The organism is Amycolatopsis sp. NPDC047767, assembly GCF_040704195.1.
Lineage (GTDB): Bacteria > Actinomycetota > Actinomycetes > Mycobacteriales > Pseudonocardiaceae > Amycolatopsis.
The window spans coordinates 37,012-56,057 of sequence record NZ_JBEYSJ010000009.1 but is presented as its reverse complement, the minus strand read 5'-3'; the positions used below and the strand labels follow the sequence as shown (position 1 = coordinate 56,057).

Sequence of the window (19,046 nt, the reverse complement as noted above, 5' to 3'; positions counted from 1 at the left end):
TCAAACGGTCGGTAGATAGAGCGGGGAGTCGCCGATGACGAGCAGAGCCGCCGGATCCGTCCGGCCCGTGGCTGCCACCACGCTGGGCGATCTGGTGCGCCGTGGCGCGCTGGCGCATCCCGACCGAGAAGCCCTCGTCTTCCCTGGTGAACGGGCCACCTACGGCGCCCTCGCCGACCGCGTCCGGGAGTTCACCCGGGCACTGCTGGGGCTGGGAGTCCAGCCCGGCGACCGGGTCGGGATCCTGCTGCCCGCGTCGGTCGACCTCGTCGCGATGCTGGTGGCCGCGACCGAAGCCGGCGCGATCGCGGTGCCGGTCAACGCGCGGTTCAAGTCCGTGGAGCTCGAGAGCATCGTCACGCACTCCGGAATGCGGGTGCTCGTGACCGCTCCCCCGCAGGCCGGCGAGCCCGACTTCGCCGAGCTGCTGCACCGGACGTTTCCGGGGCTCGCCGAAGGAGCCGCGGCCGAGCTGGAGCACGTCGTGCACCTGGGTGGTCCCGGCGGTGGCGGGCTGATGTCGTCCGCGGAGTTCTTCGCGACCCCGTGCACTGCGGCCGAAGCCGACGCGGCGGCGGCGAGCGTGCGGGTCCGCGACACCGCGTTGCTGGTCTACACGTCGGGGACGACGGCCGCGCCCAAAGGCGCGATGCTCAGCCACGAAGCACTCACTCGGCTGGCCGACGGCATCGCCGGCGAGCGGATGCCACTGACCGCGCAAGACCGGGTGTGGACGGCGATCCCGCTGTTCCACGGCGGCGGGATCACCTTCGCCCTCACCTGCCTCACGGCGGGCGCCACGTTCGTGCACCCGCGGTTCTTCGACCCCGCCACGACGTTGGAGCTCCTGGTCCGCGAGCGCGTCACCGTCGCGCTGGCGGCGTTCGAGACGATCTGGCTGCCGGTGCTCGACCGGCCGGACTTCGCCGCGCACGACCTGTCGCGGATCCGGGTCGTGATGGTGGTCGGCGTGCCCGAACGGCTCCGCGCGATGGCGGCGCGGCTCCCGGACGCGGTGCACGTGTCCTGCGTGGCGATGACCGAGTCCGCGGCGTTCCTCACGCTCAACCGGCTCGACGACCCGCCGGACAAACGCGTGGAAACCGGCGGGCACCCGATGCCGGGGATGCGGTGCCGGGTCGTCGATCCCTCGGGTTTCGACGTGCCTGCCGGCGTGCCGGGTGAGCTGCTTTTCCGTGGCCCCAACACGTTCGACGGGTACTTCCGCGACCCCGAGCTGACCGCGCGCGTGTTCGACCCGGCCGGCTGGTTCCACACCGGCGACGTGGTCGTCGCGGATTCCGGCGGGCGGCTGACGTTCGTCTCCCGGCTCAAGGACATGCTCAAGGTGGGCGGCGAGAACGTCGCGGCGGCCGAGGTCGAGGGGCACCTGCTCACGCACCCGGCCGTGGCGATCGTGGCCGTGGTGGCGGCTCCGGACGCGCGGTACGTCGAGGTGCCGGCGGCGTTCGTCCAGCTCAAGCCGGGCTGGACGGTGACCGGGCGGGAGCTGATCGAGCATTGCGTCGGGCGGATCGCGTCCTACCGGGTGCCGCGCTACGTCCGCTGGGTGACCGAGTGGCCGATGTCGGGGACGAAGATCAAGAAAGCGGAGCTGCGCAAGAGGATCGCGGACGAGCTGGCGGCCGCCGGCATCACGGAAGCGCCGCGGGTCGGCCAGTAGTCGCTCTGGAGGGGCCATGTCCACCATCCCGGATCTGCTCGAGTCGTGCGCCGCCGGGCGCGAAGTCGTGTTCCCGGACGGGCGCTTGACTTACGGCGAGATCGCCGTCGAGGCCCGGCGGTTGGCGGGATCGTTGTGGGCACGGGGAATCCGGCCCGGGGACCACGTCGGCGTGCTGGTGCCGGGCGGCATCGCGAGTGTGACGACCTGGCTCGGGATCGCGTACCTGGGCGCGGTCACCGTCCCGGTGAACCCGCGGCTCAAGGCCGCCGAGCTGGCCTACGTGGTGGAGCACGCGGACCTGCGGCTGCTGTTCGCCGACACCGCGCTCGGGCCGGTCCTCGCGTCGGCCCTGCCCGGGCTCGCGGCGTGTTCCGGGCAGCTTTCCCTGCGTGGGGCGCCGGTGCTGCGTGCGGTCGTCGCCGTGGACGACGGCCCGGTGCCCGCCGGCTGGCTGTCGCGTGTCGCGTTCTCGGCGAATTCCGCCGACGCCGGAACAGCGGCCGCGGCCCGGGCCGGTGTGCGCGCCGAGGATCCCGCGTTGATCCTCTACACCTCCGGCACGACCGCGCGGCCGAATGGCTGTGTGCACGACAATGCTTCCCTGGTGGCCGAGGGGGAAGCCGTCGCCGAACGGCTCGGTCTCACCGCGCAGGACCGCTTCTGGACCGCCCTGCCGATGTTCCACTGCGGCGGCTACGACGTCATCCTCGCAGCCCTGGCGGCCGGGTGCGCGATGGTCCACACCGGACCGTTCGAGCCGGGTCCGGCGCTGCGTCAGCTGTCCGAAGAACGGTGCACGGTCGCGTTTCCCGCCTTCGAGACGATCTGGCTGCGCGTGCTCGACCACCCCGAGTTCGCCCGTACGGATCTGTCCGCGCTGCGCCTGGTCCTCAACGTCGGCGCGCCCGAACGGCTGCGCGCCATGCAGGCCCGGATCGCCCCGGCCGTGCAGATGTCGTCCCTCGGCTCGACGGAATCCCTCGGCTTCTGCTGCGTCGGCTCCCCCGACGACCCGGCCGACGTCCGCGCCACCACGAGCGGCAAAGTGCTGCGGCACATGGAAGTCCGCGTCGTCGACCCGTCGACCCGCGCACCGGTCCCCGCCGGCACCCGCGGCGAGCTCCAGTTCCGCGGCACCTCCCTGTTCTCCCACTACCACCGCGACCCCGAGCTGACCGCCGAACGCCTCGACCCCGCCGGCTGGTTCTCCACGGGCGACCTGGTCGTCGCCGACTCCGCCGGCCGCCTCTCCTTCGTTTCCCGGCTCAAAGACATGCTCAAAGTCGGCGGCGAAAACGTCTCCGCCGCCGAGGTCGAAGACTGCCTCGCCGCCCACCCCGCCTGCGGCGTCGTCCAGGTCGTCGCCGCCCCGGACGCCCGCCTGGGCGAAGTGGCCGCCGCCTTCGTCCAGCTCCGCCCCGGCGCGCACGCCACGGAACGCACCCTGATCGACCACTGCCTCGGCCGCATCGCGACGTTCAAGGTGCCCCGCTACATCCGCTTCGTCACGGACTGGCCGATGTCGGGCACGAAGGTGCAGAAGTTCCGCCTGCGGGAGACCATCGCCTCGGAACTGCGCGCCGCGGGCATCACCGAAGCGCCCCGGCTGTCGTCGCGCTCGAAGCAGACCGGCTAGTCCTCATTTCCCCGGCCGTTTCACCGCCTCACCCACCAGGAAGGTCTCCACCCGTTCCACCCCCAGTTGCGCCAGATCCTCGGTGACGAAGCGGTACAGGTGGTCCAGATCGCGCAGCCAGACGGCGGCGTGGAGGTTGGCGCGGCCGGTCGTGGCGAGGGCGCCGTGGACGGCCGGGTGGTGGGCGAGGGTGCGGCCGGCGTGGTCGAGGTTCGCGGGTGGGACCTGCATGGTGATGTTCGCGTCGATGCGGAGGCCGAGGCGGTGCGGGTCGACGAAGGTCTGGGTGAGGAGGCGGCCGTCGGTGAGGAGGGTGGCGAGGCGGCGGCGCACGGTGGACTCGGGGTGGCGCACCTCGGCGGCGACGGTGGCCGCGGGCAGGCGGGCGTCGCGGGCCAGTGCGGTGAGGATCGCGGAGTCGACGGCGTCGAGGGGGCCGGCGGCGTCCGGAGTGGCCGCCACGGTGAGTGCCGCTCGTTCGGCGACGGTGAGCACGTCGAGGCGCCAGTCGCTCGCGTCGGAGAAGACGTGCATGACGGTTTCGGCGTGGATCACGGTGACGGCGGTCGTCGCGGGGAGCTGGCGGAAGACGAGGGCGTTGCGGCGGCTCGGGTCGGACAGGACGGCGGCCGAGATCTCATCGCCGGCGTGGGAGAGGTCGAGGTAGAGGACGTCGTCGCGGGCGGCGAGCGCCGCGGTGACGGCGTCGATCTTGCCGCGCAGCTCCCGGATCCGCAGCAGGGTCGCGCCCGGGAACGCGGCGCGCGGGCGGGTGGCGACCACGCGCACGGCGCCGTCCAGCAACACGCGCAGTCGACGGCGGACCGTGCGCTGGTTGAGGCCGAGCACGGCCGCCGCGCGTTCGATCGTCACGCGGCCGTCGCACTGCAGGGCCGCGATCAGCCGCAGATCATCGTCTTCGAGGACGTCATCGCTCACCACCAGCCATGATGGCACCAAATCCGATCGAAAATGCCGTCGAAATCCGTACCTGGCACCCACCCGGGAGCACGCTTGTCCCATGACGACCACCCTCATCGACGGCATGATCACCGCGGCCCGCGAAGCCGGCCGCCTCCTCGCCGCCCGGCCCAGGCCCACGGCCCCCACCACCTTCGCCGAGTTCCGCCAGACCTTCGACGCGCTGGAACACTCGGCCGAAGGCGCACTCCGCGCCCGGCTCACCGGACTGCGGCCCGGCGTGGCCTGGGCCGACGAGATCGACACCACCGTCCCGCCCGGCGAGCAGCGCTGGGTCGTCGACCTCGCCGACGGCGCCGTCCAGTACCTGCGCGGCCTGCCCCACTGGTGCGTCAGCATCACCCTCGTCGAGGACGCCGCCCCGGTCGCCGCCGTGATCCACAGCGAAGTCCGCGGCGAGACCCACCACGCGGCGACCGGCCTCGGCGCATTCCTCAACGGCGAGCGCCTCACCCCGTCCGCCACGGCCGAGCTCCCGGTCACGCTCGTCGGCACCAGCCAGCCGCCGTTCATCACGACCCAGCCCGGCGCCGCCGAGCAAGCCGGCCGCTCGCTCGCGGCCGTCCTCCCCCACGTCGGCGCCGTCCGTAACCTGGGCCCGACCTCCCTGCAGATCGCGGACGTCGCCGCCGGGCGCATGGACGGCTTATGGCTGTACGGCCGCGACGCCGGCAACCTCCTCGGCGCGAGCCTGATCGCCCGCGAGGCCGGCGCGGTCGTCACCGACGTCGACGGCAACCCCTGGCGCCCGCAGGTCACGTCGTTCCTCGCCGGGCCCGCCCAGCTCCACGGCGCCTTCCTGGACCCGCTGAAAAACGCGTGATCGCTACTCGACCAGCGCCTGCGTGCCCAGCACGATCGCCAACGCCAAGCGCTCCGCGTCCTCGGTACCGGGTTCGGCGGTGTACACCATGATCCGCACGTCGTCGCCGGCCACGACGAGGGTGTCGCAGTCGAGGGTGATCGGCCCGGCCGCCGGGTGCGCCACGGTCTTGTGCCGCGCCGGGTCCGGCGGCGACATCGGGGCGTCGGCGTCCCAGAGCTCGGCGAAGCGCGGGCTCTGGTCGGCGAGCTCGCCGACGAGCCGCCGCAGGGCGTGGTCCGCGGGGGTACCGCGAGGCGGTGAGCCTCAGGTCCGCGACCAGCCGGGCCTCGTGGTCGGCCTGCTCCTGTGCACTGTGGACGATGCGATTGCGCGGCCCGACGAAGTTGCGCCACACGGCGTTGCGTTCGATGCCGCGCCACGTCGAGGTCTCGCCCATCAACGCGTCGTACGGCGCGTTGGCGAGCAGGACGGTCCAGGTGGCGTCGTAGACGACGACCGGGGTGTGGGCCAGACGGTCGAGCAGGCGCTGGACACTCGGCGTGACCCGCGAAGTGACGACGTCGAGCCCGGGCGCCGCGTGGCCCGCGAGGCGGAAGAGCAGGTCCCGCTCCTGGTCGGACAGCCGCAGCGCCCGGGCGAGCGCCTCCACCACCTGCGCGGACGGCCCGGTCGCCCGGCCCTGTTCGAGGCGCGTCAGGTAGTCGGCCGAGATCCCGGCCAGTGCGGCGAGCTCCTCGCGCCGCAGCCCGCTCGCCCGCCGTCGCGTCCCGACCGGCACGCCGACGGTCTCGGGCGCCACCCGGTCTCGCCAGCGGCGCACCATCCGCCCGAACTCCCACGACTCCACCCCGTCAGTCTGCCCCCGGCCGCCGCCGTTGTCCTGGCCCCGCCAGTCCCAGGAAAACGCGACGGCTGTCTGCTGCCGCGACCGGAGCGCACGCTCGAGGCATGACCACAACACTGATCACCGGGGCCAACCGCGGCCTCGGCAAGGAAACCGCCCGCCAGCTCGTCGCCGCCGGGCACACCGCCTACCTCGGCGCCCGCGACGAAGCCCGCGGCCGCGCCGCCGCCGCGGAAATCGGCGCGCGATTCGTGCGGCTCGACGTGACCGACGACGCCTCCGTCACCGCCGCGTTCGCCCGCATCGACGCCGACGGCGGGCTCGACGTCCTCGTCAACAACGCCGGCATCGCCCTGCTCGCCCTCAACGGCCCCGACGCGCTGAAAGTGTTCGACACCAACGCCGTCTCGATCGTCCGCGTCACGGAAGCCGCGCTGCCGCTGCTGAAGCGGTCCGCGAACCCGGTCGTCGTCAACATCTCCAGCGCGCTCGGCTCCTTCGCGGCCAACCACGACCCCGCCCGCCCCGCGTCGCACGTGTCCGCGATCGTGTACGGCGCGAGCAAGGCCGCCGTCTCCATGCTCACCGTCCAGTACGCGCGGGCCGTGCCGGAGATCAAGGTCAACGCGGTCGAGCCGGGCTACACCGCCACCGAGCTGGGTGGCATGGCCAACAGCGAGGGCCGCCCGGTCGAGGTCAGCGCCCGCGCGGTGGTCCGCATGGCCACGATCGGCACCGACGGCCCCACCGGCACCTTCCAGGAGGACGACCGCGAGCTGGGCTGGTGACCACGGGCGTCCTCAGCTGACCGGCGCGCCGATCAGCTGGCCGATTCCGTAGGTCACGGCGACGGCCAGAGCGCCGAGGACGAGCTGCCGCAGTCCGGAGTGGACCCACGGCCGCCCGGTCAGCCTGCCGACCGTCATCCCTCCGGCGAGCAGCGCGAGGGCCGTCAGGATCAGCGACACGACCAGCGTGCTCGCGCCGAGCAGGTACGGCAGCAACGGCAGCAGCGCACCGATCGAGAACGCGACGAACGACGCGCTGCCCGCCAGCAGCGCGGACGGCAGGTCCTGCGGGTCGACACCCAGCTCCTCGCGCGTGTGCAGCCGCAGCGCCTGGTCGGGGTCGCGCGCGACGGCTTCGGCCATGCGGCGGGCGGTGTCGTCGTCGGCGCCGTAGGAGACGAAGCGGCTGACCAGCTCGTCGTGCTCCTGCTGCGGGAAGCGGGCGTGCATGTCGGCTTCGAGCGCGACCTCGGCCTGCACGAGCTCGTTCTGGTTGGTCACCGACACGTACTCGCCGGCACCCATCGAGAACGCCCCGGCGACCAGGCCGGCCAGCCCGGTGAGCACGATCGTGTGCGGCGCGACGCCGCTGCCGCCGACACCCGCGATGAGGGCCGCGTTGGTGACCAGGCCGTCGACCGCGCCGAACACGGTCGGGCGGAGCCAGCCACCGGAGACGTCGCGGTGGCGGTGGGCCCAGCCGGTGGTCGCGGCCCGGCGACCACCGGGCTCGGAGCGTTCACTCATGCCCCGATTCTCACCGGGGCGTTCCGGGTCCGCCCGCCGGGATCTGGCTCGTTCGCGGTGCGGCGTCACGGGGTGATCGCCTCGGCCGCCGCGACGGGACGGGTCGTGGGGTCCCGGACTGGTCGGGCGCTCGCCCCGCGCGGGAGCGAGCGCCCGCGTGGCTCAGCCGGCCAGCGACGCGTCCAGCGTGACCTCGGGGACGCCCGCCAGCGCGCGGCTGACCGGGCAGCCGGCCTTGGCCTGCGCCGCGTACTCCTTGAACTGCTCCTCGTTGACGCCGGGCACGCGGCCCTCCGTCACGAGCTCGATCTTGATGATCGTCGGGGCGCCGTCGACCGGACGCAGCGTGACCGAAGCGTCCGTTTCGATCGACTCGGCCGGGAATCCCGCGGTCGCCAGCGTGTTGGCCAGCGCCATCGAGAAGCACGACGCGTGCGCCGCGGCGATGAGCTGTTCCGGGTTCGACCCCGGGCCGTCCTCGAAGCGCGACTTGAAGGTCACGCTCCCGGTGATGCTGCCTCCCCCGGCGGTGAACTGCCCGGATCCGGTGGGAAGGTCGCCGTTCCAGTTCGCGTGCGCCTTCGAGACGGGCATGCGTCCTCCAGAATCGTCTTGGGTGCCTGGTGCCCGGCCGAGCCGGGCAGCCACAGTCAATCAGGCGGGGGCCGCGTTCGCCAAAGTTCGGCCGCTGCGCGTCCCCCGGGTTCCCTAGGCTGGGCGGGGTGGAACCCGCCTGACGAGGAGGAGCCCGGCGCATGCGCGCGATCGTCGTCCTGTTCGACACGCTCAACCGCAGGTACCTGCCGCCGTACGGGGCGACCGGGGTGCACGCGCCGCAGTTCGAGCGCCTGGCCGAGGCGGCCGTGACGTTCGACAACTGCTACGCGGGCAGCATGCCGTGCATGCCGGCGCGCCGGGAGCTGCACACGGGCCGCTACAACTTCCTGCACCGGTCGTGGGGTCCGCTGGAACCGTTCGACGACTCCGTGCCCGAACTGCTCTCGCGCCACGGCGTGCACACCCACCTCGTGACGGATCACCGGCACTACTGGGAAGACGGCGGCGCGACCTACCACAACCGCTTCGACACCTACGAGTTCTTCCGCGGCCAGGAAGGCGACCGCTGGAAGGGCCAGGTCGCCGATCCCGACATCCCGGAACCGGCGGTCGGGGCGCGGCGGGCGTCGGCGATGATCCGCCAGCACTGGGTGAACCGGCAGCACTTCCTCAAACCCGGGCAGCACCCGCAGACGCTCACCGTCGACGCCGGGCTGGAGTTCCTCGGCACCAACGCGGGCGAGCAGGACTGGTTCCTCCAGATCGAGTGCTTCGACCCGCACGAACCGTTCGTCGCCACCGAGGACCATCGCGCGCGGTATTCGCTGCAGCACGAAGGCCCGAAGTACGACTGGCCCGGCTACCGCCGCGTCACCGAACAACCCGGCGACACGGTGCGGGTCCGCGACGAGTACCGCGCCCTGCTGTCCATGTGCGACAGTTCCCTCGGCCGGGTCCTCGACGCGATGGACACCCACGGGCTGTGGGACGACACCCTCCTCATCGTCTGCACCGACCACGGCCTGCTGCTCGGTGAGCACGGCTGGTGGGGCAAGAACGTGCAACCGTGGTACGACGAGAACATCCACACGCCCCTGTTCGTCTGGGATCCGCGCACCGGCGCCCGCGGCGAGCGCCGGGCCGAGCTGGTGCAGACCGTCGACTTCGGACCGACTTTGCTCGACTTCTTCGGCGTACCAAGGCCTCCCGACATGCAAGGCCTCCCGATGACGGGCGCGACCACGCGGGAAGCCTGCTTGTTCGGCAGCTTCGGTGCCCACGTCAACGTCACCGACGGCCGGTACGTCTACCTGCGAGCCTCCGCCACCCCCGCGAACGAGCCGCTGTTCGAGCACACCCTCATGCCGACCCACATGAACACCCGCTTCTCCCCCGCCGAACTCCGCGACGCCGAACTGATCCCGCCCCTGCCCTTCACCAAGGGCGCCGGTGCTGCGCCTGCCCGGCTACGCCTGGGGCGACCCGCACGCGTTCGGCACCCTGCTGTTCGACCTCGAAACCGACCCCGGCCAGCACAACCCCTTGGTCGACGACGACCTCGAGCTGACCATGGCCACCCGGCTGGCCGACCTGATGCGGGCCGCCGACGCGCCCGCGTCCCAGTTCGAACGCCTCGGCCTGCCCGCCGACGGACCGGTGACCCGGGCGCACCTCCTGGTCCGCGCCCAGCGCGACAACGCCCTCGCCGTGCTGGAGGAGCTCCCGCCGGCGTCCGAGTTCGGCTCCGCCGTCCGGACCCCGATCGGCGAACTGGCCCCGGCCGTCCGTGAAGTTCTCGCGCGCCACTTGCCGATGCTCGCCGACGACGACTTCGCCGCCTCGGTCGCGGCGCTGTCCGTGTGGGAACTGGCCGCCACGACTCCCAGTCTCACGGCCCAGGCCCTGCGCTCACTCGACGCCCGGCTGTCGCAGCCGGAGATCCCCGCGACTTCCTGACCGGATCCGCTGACGTCGGCCAGGACCGGTGCCGGGGCTCAGGTCTCCGTGAAGAAGTCCCGCAACGCTGCGGCGACAATCTCCGGTTGTTCCTCCGGCAGGTAGTGGTCGCTCTCGACGGCGAGCGTGTGCAGGTCCGTCGCGTACTCGCGCCACACCGCGGGCACGTCGTAGGTCCGGCCGACGAAGCTGCTGCTCCCCCACAGCGCCAGCAGCGGGCTGGTCACGAGCCGGCCCGCCGCGGCGTCCGCGTCGTCGTGCTCGAGGTCGATGCCCGCGGCGGCGCGGTAGTCCGCGCACGAAGCGGCGATCGCCTCCGGCGTGGAGAAGCAGCGCACGTACTCGGCGACGGCAGCGGGGTCGAAGGGCGTGCCGCCGTGGTGGCGGGAGTGCATGCGCGAGGTGACCCAGAACCCGGGGTCACCGGCGAGCAGCCGCTCGGGGATGCCGTTGCCGGCGGCGAGGAAGAACCAGTGGTAGTACCCGAGGCCGAAGTCCTTGCCGGCGTGCTGGAACGCGTACCGGGTGGGGACGATGTCCAGCACCGCCACCGCCTTCACGGCCCCGGGCGCGTCGAGCGCGAGCCGATGCGCCACCCGCCCGCCCCGATCGTGCCCGGCGACGGCGAAGCGGTCGAAACCCAGCTTCGCCATGAGCTGCAGCTGGTCGTCCGCCATGGCCCGTTTGGAGTACTCGTGGTCGCCCCCGGCCGGTTTGTCGCTGTCGCCGTACCCGCGCAAATCGGTCAGCACCACGGTGAACCCCTCCGCCAGCCGCGGCGCGACGTGGTGCCAGATCAGGTGCGTCTGCGGATACCCGTGCAGCAGCAACACCGGCGGCCCCTCCCCGGCGACCGCGCAGTTGATCCGCACGCCCCCCACGTCGACCCGCCGATACCCGAACTCCTCCGGCAAGGGAACACTCATCGACACCTCCGACGGGGCGGCTTCATGATCGACTGTAACCCGCCGGCCGGCGCACCGTGCCGGCCTCAGGCCGGCGCACTGTTCGCGACGGTGAAGACCAGGTTGAGCACTGCGACCGGGACGAAGGTGAAGAACCACCACTTCAAGCCCTTCAGGCAGGCACCCCGCAACCACGTCTCGCTGCGGCTGTAGATCCCAGAACTCGTCGCGGCCCAAGCCAGAACGAAGCCCAGCGTCGCCAGGTACTGCAGCAACGTCTGCGCCGCACCGCTGACCAGGACCGCCACGCCCGTGAGCACGATTGCCGCAACGAACGCGACCATGGCGAATCGGGTCGCGGCCACCACGCGCTCGAGCCCCGCCGCGACATCTGTGCGCACATCACCAGGCCTGACCTCGACCCGCTGGCTGCCTGCGGGGCGTTTGATCCGAGCCTGGCGGATCCGACGCCACGCTGCCGCAGCCGTGGCCGGCAGCTGCCGCAGCACCAACAACGGTGGGCGGGGATACCCGCGCTGGTAGAGCAACGTCGCACCGGCCGGCCGGAGCCGTACCAAGCCGACGCCGCGTTCCGGCCGGTCGACGATCACGTCGCCTTTGTCGAAGGTCTGCCATCGTTGAATGCCGGGATTCACCGAGTGTCCGAACCGGTAGTTCCGCCGCCGGTTGTGATGCCTGCACCGGGACCACTCGCCCGGCACCCAGTTCCGGCACTCCCAGCCCTTGCTGGTCTTGGGATACGCGCAGTGCACCAACCAGAAGCGACCGCGCAACAACCAGATCACCACCGAAATCGCCGCGACGTAGACCGGGAACAAGAGACCGATCCACAGCGGCCACGGCACGTCCGACACAGACCCCAGCCGGTTCGACACCCATTGCAATGTCGATGGCAACAGGGACAAGTAGTCGTTCAACTCGCCCTCCCCAGGCGCCAGAACGTAACAGGTCGACTACCATCTGTACCTGGCAATGGGCGGCCGAGGAATCCGCCATGCGGAGATCCCGGTTTCGCGCACGGTCGAACGGCGACTGCGGACCGTGATCAGTCAGGGGCTCCCGCGCTCGCCGAGGCGGTAGTGACGCTTGTGAGGGTCAGTCGGTCACCGCGGCTGGGGCCGGGTGGTTCATCACCGGCTACGCCGGCGGCGAAATTGCCCGTCGTGGGCGATATCGGGCCTAGGCTGGGTGCATGCCCTCACTGTTCGAGCACGCCGGCGGCGAAGCGGCCCTCCATCGGCTGGAGCAGGTGTTCTACGACAGCGTGCTGGTGGACCCGCTGCTGCAGCCGTTGTTCGGCGCGGGGCAGCCGAGGCACGTCGAGCACCTGACGGCGTTCACGGCCGAGTCGTTCGGCGGTCCGGAGCGCTTCTCGCGTGAGCTGGGGTTCGCGCACCTCATCGCCGTCCACCGGGGGCTGAAGATCACCGAGGCCCAGCGGCAGCGGTTCGTGCAGCTCTACCTCGCAGCCCTCGACACCGCGGGCATGCCCGCCGACGCGCCCTTCCGGGACGCCGTGCGCGAACACGTCGAGTTCGGCTCCCAGGTCGCCCTGCAGAACTCGCACGCCGAAACCGACGCCGACCTCCATCCCCTGCGCGAGGTTCCCCGCTGGACCTGGGCCGGCGACGACCCGCAGTAGGCGTGACATCATCGAGCCCGCTGGGATCACGTGCGGGAAGGGCGGCCGGTGGACTACGAGCGCGCTGTCGGTGAGGTGTGGGCGGCCACGCGGCCGCACATCGGGGCGGGCAAGGTGGCGGACTACATCCCCGACCTGATCTGCGTGGACCCCGGTCAGTTCGGGTTCGCGGTGGCGACCGTCGACGGCGAGCTGCACCAGGTGGGTGACGCCAAGGTGCCGTTCTCGATCCAGAGCATCTCGAAGGCCTTCGCGCTGGCGCACGTGCTCGGGCACGACGACGCGTCGATCTGGCGGCGCGTGAACCGGGAGCCGTCGGGGACGCGGTTCAACTCGCTGATCCAGCTGGAGATCGAACGCGGCGTGCCGCGCAACCCGTTCATCAACGCGGGCGCGCTGCTGGTCACCGACCAGCTCCTCGCGGACACGGGCGACGCCTGCGGTGCGCTGTGCGCGTTCATGGCCGCGGAGACCGGGAACCCCGGCCTCACCTACGACCCGGCGATGGCCGAGTCCGAGACGCGCACCGGGAACCGCAACCGTTCGCTGGCCTACCTGATGGCCGATTTCGGCAACGTCCTCAACCCCGTCGACGAGATGCTCGACCACTACTTCCGCCAGTGCTCGATCATGGCCTCGTGCGTCGAGCTCGCCCGCGCGGGGCTGGTCCTGGCGCGCCACGGCGTCCGCCGCGACGGCACGCGCCTGCTGTCCAAACAGGACGCCCGGCGCATCAACGCGATCATGCTCACCTGCGGCACCTACGACGCCGCCGGCGAGTTCGCCTACCGCGTGGGGCTGCCGTGCAAGAGCGGCGTCGGCGGCGGGATCCTCGCGATCGTGCCGGACCGCTGCGCGATCGCCGCGTGGGGGCCGGGACTCGACGAGAAGGGCAACTCCGTGTCCGCGGCGATGGCGCTCGAGACGTTCGGCAACGTCACCGGGCTCAGCATCTTCTGATGCGTCCACTCAGGGCTTGAGCGCGGCCGCCACCAGCATCCGCAGCTCCGGCACGACCTCCTGCTCGAACCACGGGTTCCGCAGGTGCCACCCCACGTTCAGCGGCGACGGGTGCACCAGCGGGATCGTCGACGGCAGGTAGTCCCGGAACGACCGCACGGTCTCCGTGAGGCTCCGCGAGCGCCCGGCGTGCAGGTAGTGCTTCTGCGCGTAGCTGCCGACGAGCACCGTCAGCCGGATCTCGGGCAGCTCGGTGAAAATCCGCGGATGCCACTTCTCCGCGATCCCGCGCCGCGGCGGCGCGTCACCGGAGGCCGCTTTGCCGGGGTAGAAGAAGTCCATCGGCACGATCGCGAACAGCGCGGGGTCGTAGAACTCCCCGTCGGTCACCCCGAGCCAGCCGCGCAGCTTCACGCCGCTGGCGTCGTTCCAGGGGACGCCGCTCTCCTGCGCCTTCCGCCCCGGCGCCTGGCCGATGAGCGCCACCTTCGCCGACGGCTCCGCGGTGTAGAGGGGCTCGTAGCCGGCTTCCTTCGCCCACGCGTTGTCGGGGTCGGCGATGAGGTCGGCGCGGATCCGGTCGAGGTTCGTCATGGTCCGGCGAGAATATCCGGGCCCCTCACGCGGGCCAGAGCTGGATCAGCCAGCGCTCGGCCCCCCGGGCGAACGTCCCTTCGCCCAGCTCCGCCGTCGCGGCGCGGCCGCCCCCGTGCACGCGGGCGTGGTGCGGGCCGGACCGGGCGAGCGCGAGAACGTCGGGCGACATCGCCGCGGTGACGGACTGCAGGCGCACCCCCTCGCCCAGGTCGCACGCGACCGTGACCACCCGGTCCCACTCTCCGTGCGCCGCCGGCGGCTCGGTGTCCCACAGCTCCACCCGCACGGCCGGGTTGTGGTCGTTCCCGGCGCTGTGCAGCAGCAGTCCCCCGGCCCCGCCCACGACGAGCCAGTCACCGCTCGGGTCCCCGACGGACAGCGCGCTGCGGTTCATCGAGATCTCCTGCAGCACGAACTGGCCGTACTCGACCGTGATGCCGCTGTCGATCGCGCCCAGCAGTTCCGGCATTGGCGAGTCCCCCCTCGGTGTGGCGATCGCGGGATCGTAGCGAGGCCGGGAGCGCGAGGAACCCGCAGGTGTGCAGGGCATGCATGCGCCCGACGGTGGTGTGCCCGGCAACTACCAGCGGAGCAGAGTCGGGTCGCGCGTCCTGGTGTCGATCCAGGCGATCCGGGGATATGAGCCCCGGCCGGCCACTGGGCCCCGCGCGTCGCGGTGTGCCGCGGTGCCCCCGGCAGGAGTCGAACCTGCGTTCCCGGCTTCGGACGCCGGAGTCGTGTCCGTTGGACCACGAGGGCTTCGCCGGGTACACGCCGGCGAGGTGCGGAGGATGCAGGAGTCGAACCCACGCGGGTGCTCAGCACACCCGACCACCGTTTTCGAAACGGCTGCCTTACCACTCGGCCAATCCTCCTTGGCCCGGCGGCACTCTCGTGCCGCCGTCGTGCGCGGAGGGCGCGCGGATCGAACGCGCGCCGGGACGTCGAGTCCCGGACCACGGATTAGCAATCCGGTGCCTTGCCACTCGGCCAGCCCTCCTCGTCTTGCCGCGTGAAGCTGCCCGTCGAGGATTCGAACCTCGGTTGCCGGATCCAGGGTCCGAAGTCCTGCCGGTTGGACGAACGGGCATCGCGCAGCGCTCCCGGGCCAGGACTCGAACCTGGCTCTGCGGAACCAAAATCCGCCGTGTTCACCGGATACACCACCCGGGAAAGCGTGCCCTCGCCAGGAGTCGAACCTGGACTGTCCGGAGCCTGGGTCCGGTGCCTCTGCCGGTTGGGCTACGAGGGCGCGGGGTCCCCTCGCGCGGGGACCCGTCTTCGGTGGAGCTGCGTGCGGTTGCGGGGATTCGAACCCCGACTGGCCTGGCCCTCAGCCAGGTGCCTCTGCCAGTTGGGCTACAACCGCGTAGCGCGTGCGGGAGTCGAACCCGCGTCTTCGGCTTGAGGGGCCGGTGTCCGTTCCGCTGGACCAACGCGCCGTGCCGGTGACGTCTTCACACCGGGCTCAGTCGAGTGCCCGCGAGTCGAACGCGGTGTCTTCCGCTCCCGAAGCGGATGGGTTCCCGTCTCCCTCGCACTCGTCGGCCGGGCACCCCCCTCGAGTGCCGGACCCGCGCTCACGACGGGACTCGAACCCGCGATCGTCTCCTCGACAAGGAGCTGCCCTCGCCACTGGGCCACGTGAGCCTGAAAACCTGCGTACCCCTACCAGGACTCGAACCTGGGACCTCCGGATCCGTAATCCGGCGCTCTGTCCAGCTGAGCTACAGGGGTGTGGCAGCCGATCCGGGTATCGATCCCGGTCCCCCGCCTTGAAGGGGCGGTGACCTAGCCAGCAGTCGCATCGGCCTCGCGTGGTGGGGGACGGAGTCGAACCGTCAAAGCCGCCGAAGGGCGTCCGGGTTACAGCCGGGTGGGCTCACCTGTGCCCAGCCCCACCGTGCTCGCCGCGGCCGGCGAGCGTGTTTCTGCTCCGCTGTGTAGTTGACAAAGACCAAGCGCCGAAGAAATGGGCGCAGCACATCCAACAAATAGATTTCGCACCATTTTTCGGGTGCCCGAAATAGAGAAAGCCGCCCGAATCGGTTTCCCGATGGGCGGCTCCCGGTCATGACGTCACTCACGTCACGGTGGGGAGCCCCCGGTGCTCAGCAGCTGCTCTTCAGGCAGCATCGAGCCACTGAGCCGCTCTTGCGGCCGGCGCGGCATCGATGACAGCGCATCCGACGAGCGCAGCGCATCGCGCAGATCGCCGAGATAGCGGCGCTGCGACCCTCGCTTCTCCATGCTCGCCACGACGACTCCTTCTGAGTTTCTGTGCCGGTTCGATGAGCTCTTGCGTTCAGCTCCATTACATAATCGCGAACCCACACCCGGGTGTCAATCTTTATTATCGAGCCGATTTCCTCACCCGAGCGCCACTTCCGAGAACCGCCGTGGCACCGGCCCGTTCGTACCCGGCAGGAACGCCGGCCGCGACCGGAATACGCGGCGCACCGGCGAGCGGGACGTCTCCGCGAACACGGCCGCCCTGTCCTCCGCGAAGAAGTGCACGCCCTGCAGCCGCAGTGAACGCACGGACCCGCGCGCGAGCGCGACGTCCACATTCTCCTGAGGCACAGCCGCGAGCGGGTCGTCGATGCGCACGAGGTCGACCGAGCTGCCGGTGGCGCGTTCGAACCGCGTCACGGTCTCCTGCGCCCGCGGGCGGCAGCCAGTTGAACGGCGGTCGAGTTCCCCAGCACCTCCCCAGGACGTGGCCCAGAAACCCCCGGCTCACGTCCGTCAGCTCCACCTGCCGCGACGAGCGGTCCCGCAGTCTCACGCGCAGCAGCTCCTCGAGCCGGAGCACGGTCCGGCTGAGCGCGGGCCGCTTGATGACGAGCTCCTGGGCGGCGTACGTGGACTGCACCGGCCCGTTCGTACCCGGCAGCAACGCCGGCCGTGCCACCGCCGAGGCCCGCCGCTGTGCCCTCGGCCACGCCCGCGGAGCGGCGCCCCGACGCGTATTTCCCAACGCGGCCGCGGGTGCCTAGCGTGGAGGCGAAGGGTTGACCCGGCGAAGAAAGAAGGCGTTCGACATGCACAGCTCGCTGTCCGGTCTCGGGGTGACCTCACCGGTCCTGGCGGCGCCGATGGCGGGCGGGGGCACCACGCCCGCCCTGGTGGCCGCGGCGGCGAGCGCCGGGGGCCTCGGCTTCGTCGCCGGCGGGTACAAGACGGCCGAAGCGCTCGCCGAGCAGATCACCCAGGTCCGCGCGCTGGGCATCCCGTTCGGGGTCAACCTGTTCGCGCCCAACCCGGTGCCCGTCGACCCGGACGCCTACCGCCGCTACGCCGGCGCGCTGCGGGCCGACGCCGACCGCTACGGCGTCGACCTCCCGCAGGCGATCACCGAGGACGACGACCACTGGCAGGCCAAGCTCGACCTCCTGCTGGCCGGCCCCGTCCCGCTGGTCAGCTTCACCTTCGGCCTGCCGGACGCGTCGGTCTTCGCCCGGCTGCGCCGCGCCGGCACGGTCGTCGCGCAGACCGTGACCTCGGCCGACGAAGCCCGGCTGGCCGCCGACGCCGGTGCGGATCTCCTGTTCGTGCAGGCCGCCGCCGCGGGTGGGCACTCGGGCACGCTCAAGCCCGGCCGCGTCCCGCCGGCGGTGCCGCTGCCGCAGCTCCTCGGCGAGATCCGCGCCGCCGTGTCGCTGCCGCTGGTCGGCGCCGGCGGGCTCGCCACCCCCGAGGCCGTGGCCGAAGCGCTGACCGCCGGTGCCACCGCCGTGGCCGTCGGCACCGTGCTGCTGCGGTCCGACGAGAGCGGCGCGTCGAAGCCCCACCGCGAAGCGCTGGCCGATCCGGCCCGCCGGGAGACGGTCGTCACGCGCGCGTTCACCGGCCGCCCCGCGCGCGGGCTGCGCAACGCGTTCACCGACGACCACTCGGCCGAGGCCCCCGCCGGGTACCCGGCCCTGCACCACCTGACCAGTGGGCTGCGCAAGGCGGCCGTGCAGGCCGGCGACGCCGAGCGCGTGCACCTGTGGGCCGGCACCGGCTACCGGCACGCCACCGCCGAACCCGCCGCCGACATCCTCACGCGGCTGTCGCATCGGCTCTAGCCCTCAACCGGACGGGTGAGATCGGCGACAGGTCGGCGGCCGCCGGAACGGGTACCCCACGCGGGCAATCCGTCATCGACCGGAGGAGAACGAGAACCATGGCACGAGTCCTGTTCGTCATAACGGGCGCCGACCACTGGACGCTCAGCGACGGCACCCGGCACCCGACCGGGTACTGGGCCGAGGAGTTCGCCGCCCCGTACACCGCGCTCAAGGACGCGGGCCACACGATCGTGGTGGCGACCCCGGGCGGTGTGGTGCCGGCCGTCGACCAGGGCAGCCTGAACCCGGACATGGCCGGCGGCGAGGAGGAGGCCGCGAAGCTCGCGCAGGTCATCGAGTCCGCGGGCGAGCTGCGTGAGCCGATCGTGCTCGCGGACGTGCACCTGCCGGACTACGACGCCGTCTACTACCCCGGCGGCCACGGCCCGATGGAGGACCTCTCCCACGACGCCGACTCCGGCGCTCTGCTCAACGCCGCCCTCGCCTCGGGCAAGCCGCTCGCCGTGGTGTGCCACGCGCCCGCCGCACTGCTGGCGACGCGCGACGGGCGCGGCGAGTCGCCGTTCGCCGGCTACCGCGTCACCGGGTTCACCAACGACGAGGAGAACGCGGTCGGCCTCGGCCCGAAGGCCAAGTGGCTGCTGGAGGACGAGCTGGGCAAGCTCGGCGTCGCGTTCGAGCGCGGGCCGGACTGGCAGCCGTACACGGTCGTCGACCGGACCCTCTACACGGGACAGAACCCGGCCTCGGCCGCACCGCTGGCGCAGGAACTCCTCAACGCTCTGAAGTAGACATGATCGCCGGCGGGGTGCGCGGACACGC

General features: G+C 71.8%; 19 protein-coding genes, 12 tRNA genes and 2 pseudogenes. 10 read left to right on the top strand and 23 right to left on the bottom strand.

Annotation, left to right across the window (positions count from 1 at the left end; all coding sequences use genetic code 11):
- The first annotated feature begins 34 nt into the window (after positions 1-34).
- Positions 35-1,684: an AMP-binding protein gene (locus AB0878_RS18310; RefSeq protein WP_366581219.1), complete on the top strand. Its 1,650-nt coding sequence runs from the start codon at positions 35-37 to the stop codon at positions 1,682-1,684.
- A 16-nt stretch (positions 1,685-1,700) separates the two neighbouring features.
- Positions 1,701-3,323: an AMP-binding protein gene (locus AB0878_RS18305; protein ID WP_366581217.1), complete on the top strand. Its 1,623-nt coding sequence runs from the start codon at positions 1,701-1,703 to the stop codon at positions 3,321-3,323.
- 3 nt (positions 3,324-3,326) lie between these two features.
- Here AB0878_RS18305 and AB0878_RS18300 read toward each other — a convergent pair whose 3' ends face one another.
- The gene (locus AB0878_RS18300) at positions 3,327-4,262 is read right to left on the bottom strand and encodes an Lrp/AsnC family transcriptional regulator (protein WP_366581215.1); all 936 of its coding nucleotides are present in this window, start codon (positions 4,260-4,262) and stop codon (positions 3,327-3,329) included.
- Positions 4,263-4,344: 82 nt separating this feature from the next.
- Between AB0878_RS18300 and AB0878_RS18295 the strand changes: the two genes are divergently transcribed.
- Positions 4,345-5,127: an inositol monophosphatase gene (locus AB0878_RS18295; RefSeq protein ID WP_366581213.1), complete on the top strand. Its 783-nt coding sequence runs from the start codon at positions 4,345-4,347 to the stop codon at positions 5,125-5,127.
- A gap of 3 nt (positions 5,128-5,130) precedes the next feature.
- Here the strand turns inward: AB0878_RS18295 and AB0878_RS18290 are convergent.
- Positions 5,131-5,953 (bottom strand): annotated as a pseudogene (locus tag AB0878_RS18290) (helix-turn-helix transcriptional regulator).
- A 125-nt stretch (positions 5,954-6,078) separates the two neighbouring features.
- Here AB0878_RS18290 and AB0878_RS18285 point away from each other — a divergent pair.
- Complete coding sequence (locus AB0878_RS18285) at positions 6,079-6,762, top strand: SDR family NAD(P)-dependent oxidoreductase (protein ID WP_366581211.1); 684 nt, start codon at positions 6,079-6,081, stop codon at positions 6,760-6,762.
- Positions 6,763-6,774: 12 nt separating this feature from the next.
- Here AB0878_RS18285 and AB0878_RS18280 read toward each other — a convergent pair whose 3' ends face one another.
- A complete protein-coding gene (locus AB0878_RS18280) occupies positions 6,775-7,509 on the bottom strand; it encodes a VIT1/CCC1 transporter family protein (RefSeq protein ID WP_366581209.1) in 735 nt (244 codons plus the stop codon).
- 162 nt (positions 7,510-7,671) lie between these two features.
- A complete protein-coding gene (locus tag AB0878_RS18275; RefSeq protein WP_366581207.1) occupies positions 7,672-8,103 on the bottom strand; it encodes an OsmC family protein in 432 nt (143 codons plus the stop codon).
- 161 nt (positions 8,104-8,264) lie between these two features.
- On the opposite strand from AB0878_RS18275, the gene AB0878_RS18270 reads away from it, so the two are divergent.
- A complete protein-coding gene (locus AB0878_RS18270) occupies positions 8,265-9,857 on the top strand; it encodes a sulfatase-like hydrolase/transferase (RefSeq protein ID WP_366581205.1) in 1,593 nt (530 codons plus the stop codon).
- 16 nt (positions 9,858-9,873) lie between these two features.
- A complete protein-coding gene (locus tag AB0878_RS18265; protein WP_366581203.1) occupies positions 9,874-10,023 on the top strand; it encodes a hypothetical protein in 150 nt (49 codons plus the stop codon).
- 38 nt (positions 10,024-10,061) lie between these two features.
- Here the strand turns inward: AB0878_RS18265 and AB0878_RS18260 are convergent, their stop codons facing one another.
- The gene (locus AB0878_RS18260; protein ID WP_366581201.1) at positions 10,062-10,949 is read right to left on the bottom strand and encodes an alpha/beta hydrolase; all 888 of its coding nucleotides are present in this window, start codon (positions 10,947-10,949) and stop codon (positions 10,062-10,064) included.
- A 65-nt stretch (positions 10,950-11,014) separates the two neighbouring features.
- Entirely contained in the window at positions 11,015-11,866 is an 852-nt protein-coding gene (locus tag AB0878_RS18255; protein WP_366581199.1) for a hypothetical protein, read from the bottom strand.
- A 275-nt stretch (positions 11,867-12,141) separates the two neighbouring features.
- Here AB0878_RS18255 and AB0878_RS18250 point away from each other — a divergent pair, with 275 nt between their 5' ends.
- Together AB0878_RS18250 and AB0878_RS18245 are read left to right on the top strand one after the other, a co-directional pair.
- Positions 12,142-12,591 carry a group II truncated hemoglobin gene (locus AB0878_RS18250; protein ID WP_366581197.1) on the top strand — a complete coding sequence of 150 codons (450 nt, stop codon included), beginning with the start codon at positions 12,142-12,144 and terminating at the stop codon, positions 12,589-12,591.
- A gap of 48 nt (positions 12,592-12,639) precedes the next feature.
- Positions 12,640-13,551 carry a glutaminase gene (locus AB0878_RS18245; protein WP_366581196.1) on the top strand — a complete coding sequence of 304 codons (912 nt, stop codon included), beginning with the start codon at positions 12,640-12,642 and terminating at the stop codon, positions 13,549-13,551.
- A gap of 9 nt (positions 13,552-13,560) precedes the next feature.
- Here AB0878_RS18245 and AB0878_RS18240 read toward each other — a convergent pair whose 3' ends face one another.
- The 17 genes and pseudogenes from AB0878_RS18240 to AB0878_RS18160 all read right to left on the bottom strand — a co-directional run.
- Positions 13,561-14,145 (bottom strand): uracil-DNA glycosylase family protein, encoded by a 585-nt coding sequence (locus AB0878_RS18240; RefSeq protein WP_366581194.1) that lies wholly within the window; start codon positions 14,143-14,145, stop codon positions 13,561-13,563.
- 25 nt (positions 14,146-14,170) lie between these two features.
- Positions 14,171-14,617 (bottom strand): hypothetical protein, encoded by a 447-nt coding sequence (locus AB0878_RS18235; RefSeq protein WP_366581192.1) that lies wholly within the window; start codon positions 14,615-14,617, stop codon positions 14,171-14,173.
- 218 nt (positions 14,618-14,835) lie between these two features.
- A tRNA-Arg gene (locus AB0878_RS18230) sits at positions 14,836-14,907 on the bottom strand.
- A gap of 26 nt (positions 14,908-14,933) precedes the next feature.
- Positions 14,934-15,023: transfer RNA gene (locus AB0878_RS18225), tRNA-Ser, on the bottom strand.
- Positions 15,024-15,058: 35 nt separating this feature from the next.
- Positions 15,059-15,148 (bottom strand) — tRNA-Ser (locus tag AB0878_RS18220).
- A gap of 18 nt (positions 15,149-15,166) precedes the next feature.
- Positions 15,167-15,238 (bottom strand) — tRNA-Gln (locus AB0878_RS18215).
- A 10-nt stretch (positions 15,239-15,248) separates the two neighbouring features.
- Positions 15,249-15,321 (bottom strand) — tRNA-Gln (locus AB0878_RS18210).
- 5 nt (positions 15,322-15,326) lie between these two features.
- Positions 15,327-15,400 (bottom strand) — tRNA-Leu (locus AB0878_RS18205).
- A 43-nt stretch (positions 15,401-15,443) separates the two neighbouring features.
- Positions 15,444-15,517: transfer RNA gene (locus AB0878_RS18200), tRNA-Leu, on the bottom strand.
- 1 nt (position 15,518) lies between these two features.
- A tRNA-Glu gene (locus AB0878_RS18195) sits at positions 15,519-15,590 on the bottom strand.
- A gap of 135 nt (positions 15,591-15,725) precedes the next feature.
- A tRNA-Asp gene (locus AB0878_RS18190) sits at positions 15,726-15,798 on the bottom strand.
- Positions 15,799-15,811: 13 nt separating this feature from the next.
- Positions 15,812-15,885 (bottom strand) — tRNA-Arg (locus AB0878_RS18185).
- Between the two features lies 1 nt (position 15,886).
- A tRNA-Glu gene (locus AB0878_RS18180) sits at positions 15,887-15,961 on the bottom strand.
- Positions 15,962-15,966: 5 nt separating this feature from the next.
- Positions 15,967-16,051 (bottom strand) — tRNA-Tyr (locus tag AB0878_RS18175).
- A 185-nt stretch (positions 16,052-16,236) separates the two neighbouring features.
- Positions 16,237-16,407 (bottom strand): hypothetical protein, encoded by a 171-nt coding sequence (locus tag AB0878_RS18170; RefSeq protein WP_366581190.1) that lies wholly within the window; start codon positions 16,405-16,407, stop codon positions 16,237-16,239.
- A 111-nt stretch (positions 16,408-16,518) separates the two neighbouring features.
- Entirely contained in the window at positions 16,519-16,800 is a 282-nt protein-coding gene (locus AB0878_RS18165; protein WP_366581650.1) for a hypothetical protein, read from the bottom strand.
- A gap of 103 nt (positions 16,801-16,903) precedes the next feature.
- Positions 16,904-17,023: pseudogene (locus tag AB0878_RS18160) on the bottom strand (LysR family transcriptional regulator); the annotation flags it as partial.
- Positions 17,024-17,162: 139 nt separating this feature from the next.
- On the opposite strand from AB0878_RS18160, the gene AB0878_RS18155 reads away from it, so the two are divergent.
- Complete coding sequence (locus AB0878_RS18155; protein ID WP_366581189.1) at positions 17,163-18,221, top strand: nitronate monooxygenase; 1,059 nt, start codon at positions 17,163-17,165, stop codon at positions 18,219-18,221.
- Between the two features lie 98 nt (positions 18,222-18,319).
- Positions 18,320-19,015 (top strand): type 1 glutamine amidotransferase domain-containing protein, encoded by a 696-nt coding sequence (locus AB0878_RS18150; RefSeq protein ID WP_366581187.1) that lies wholly within the window; start codon positions 18,320-18,322, stop codon positions 19,013-19,015.
- Positions 19,016-19,046: the final 31 nt, after the last annotated feature.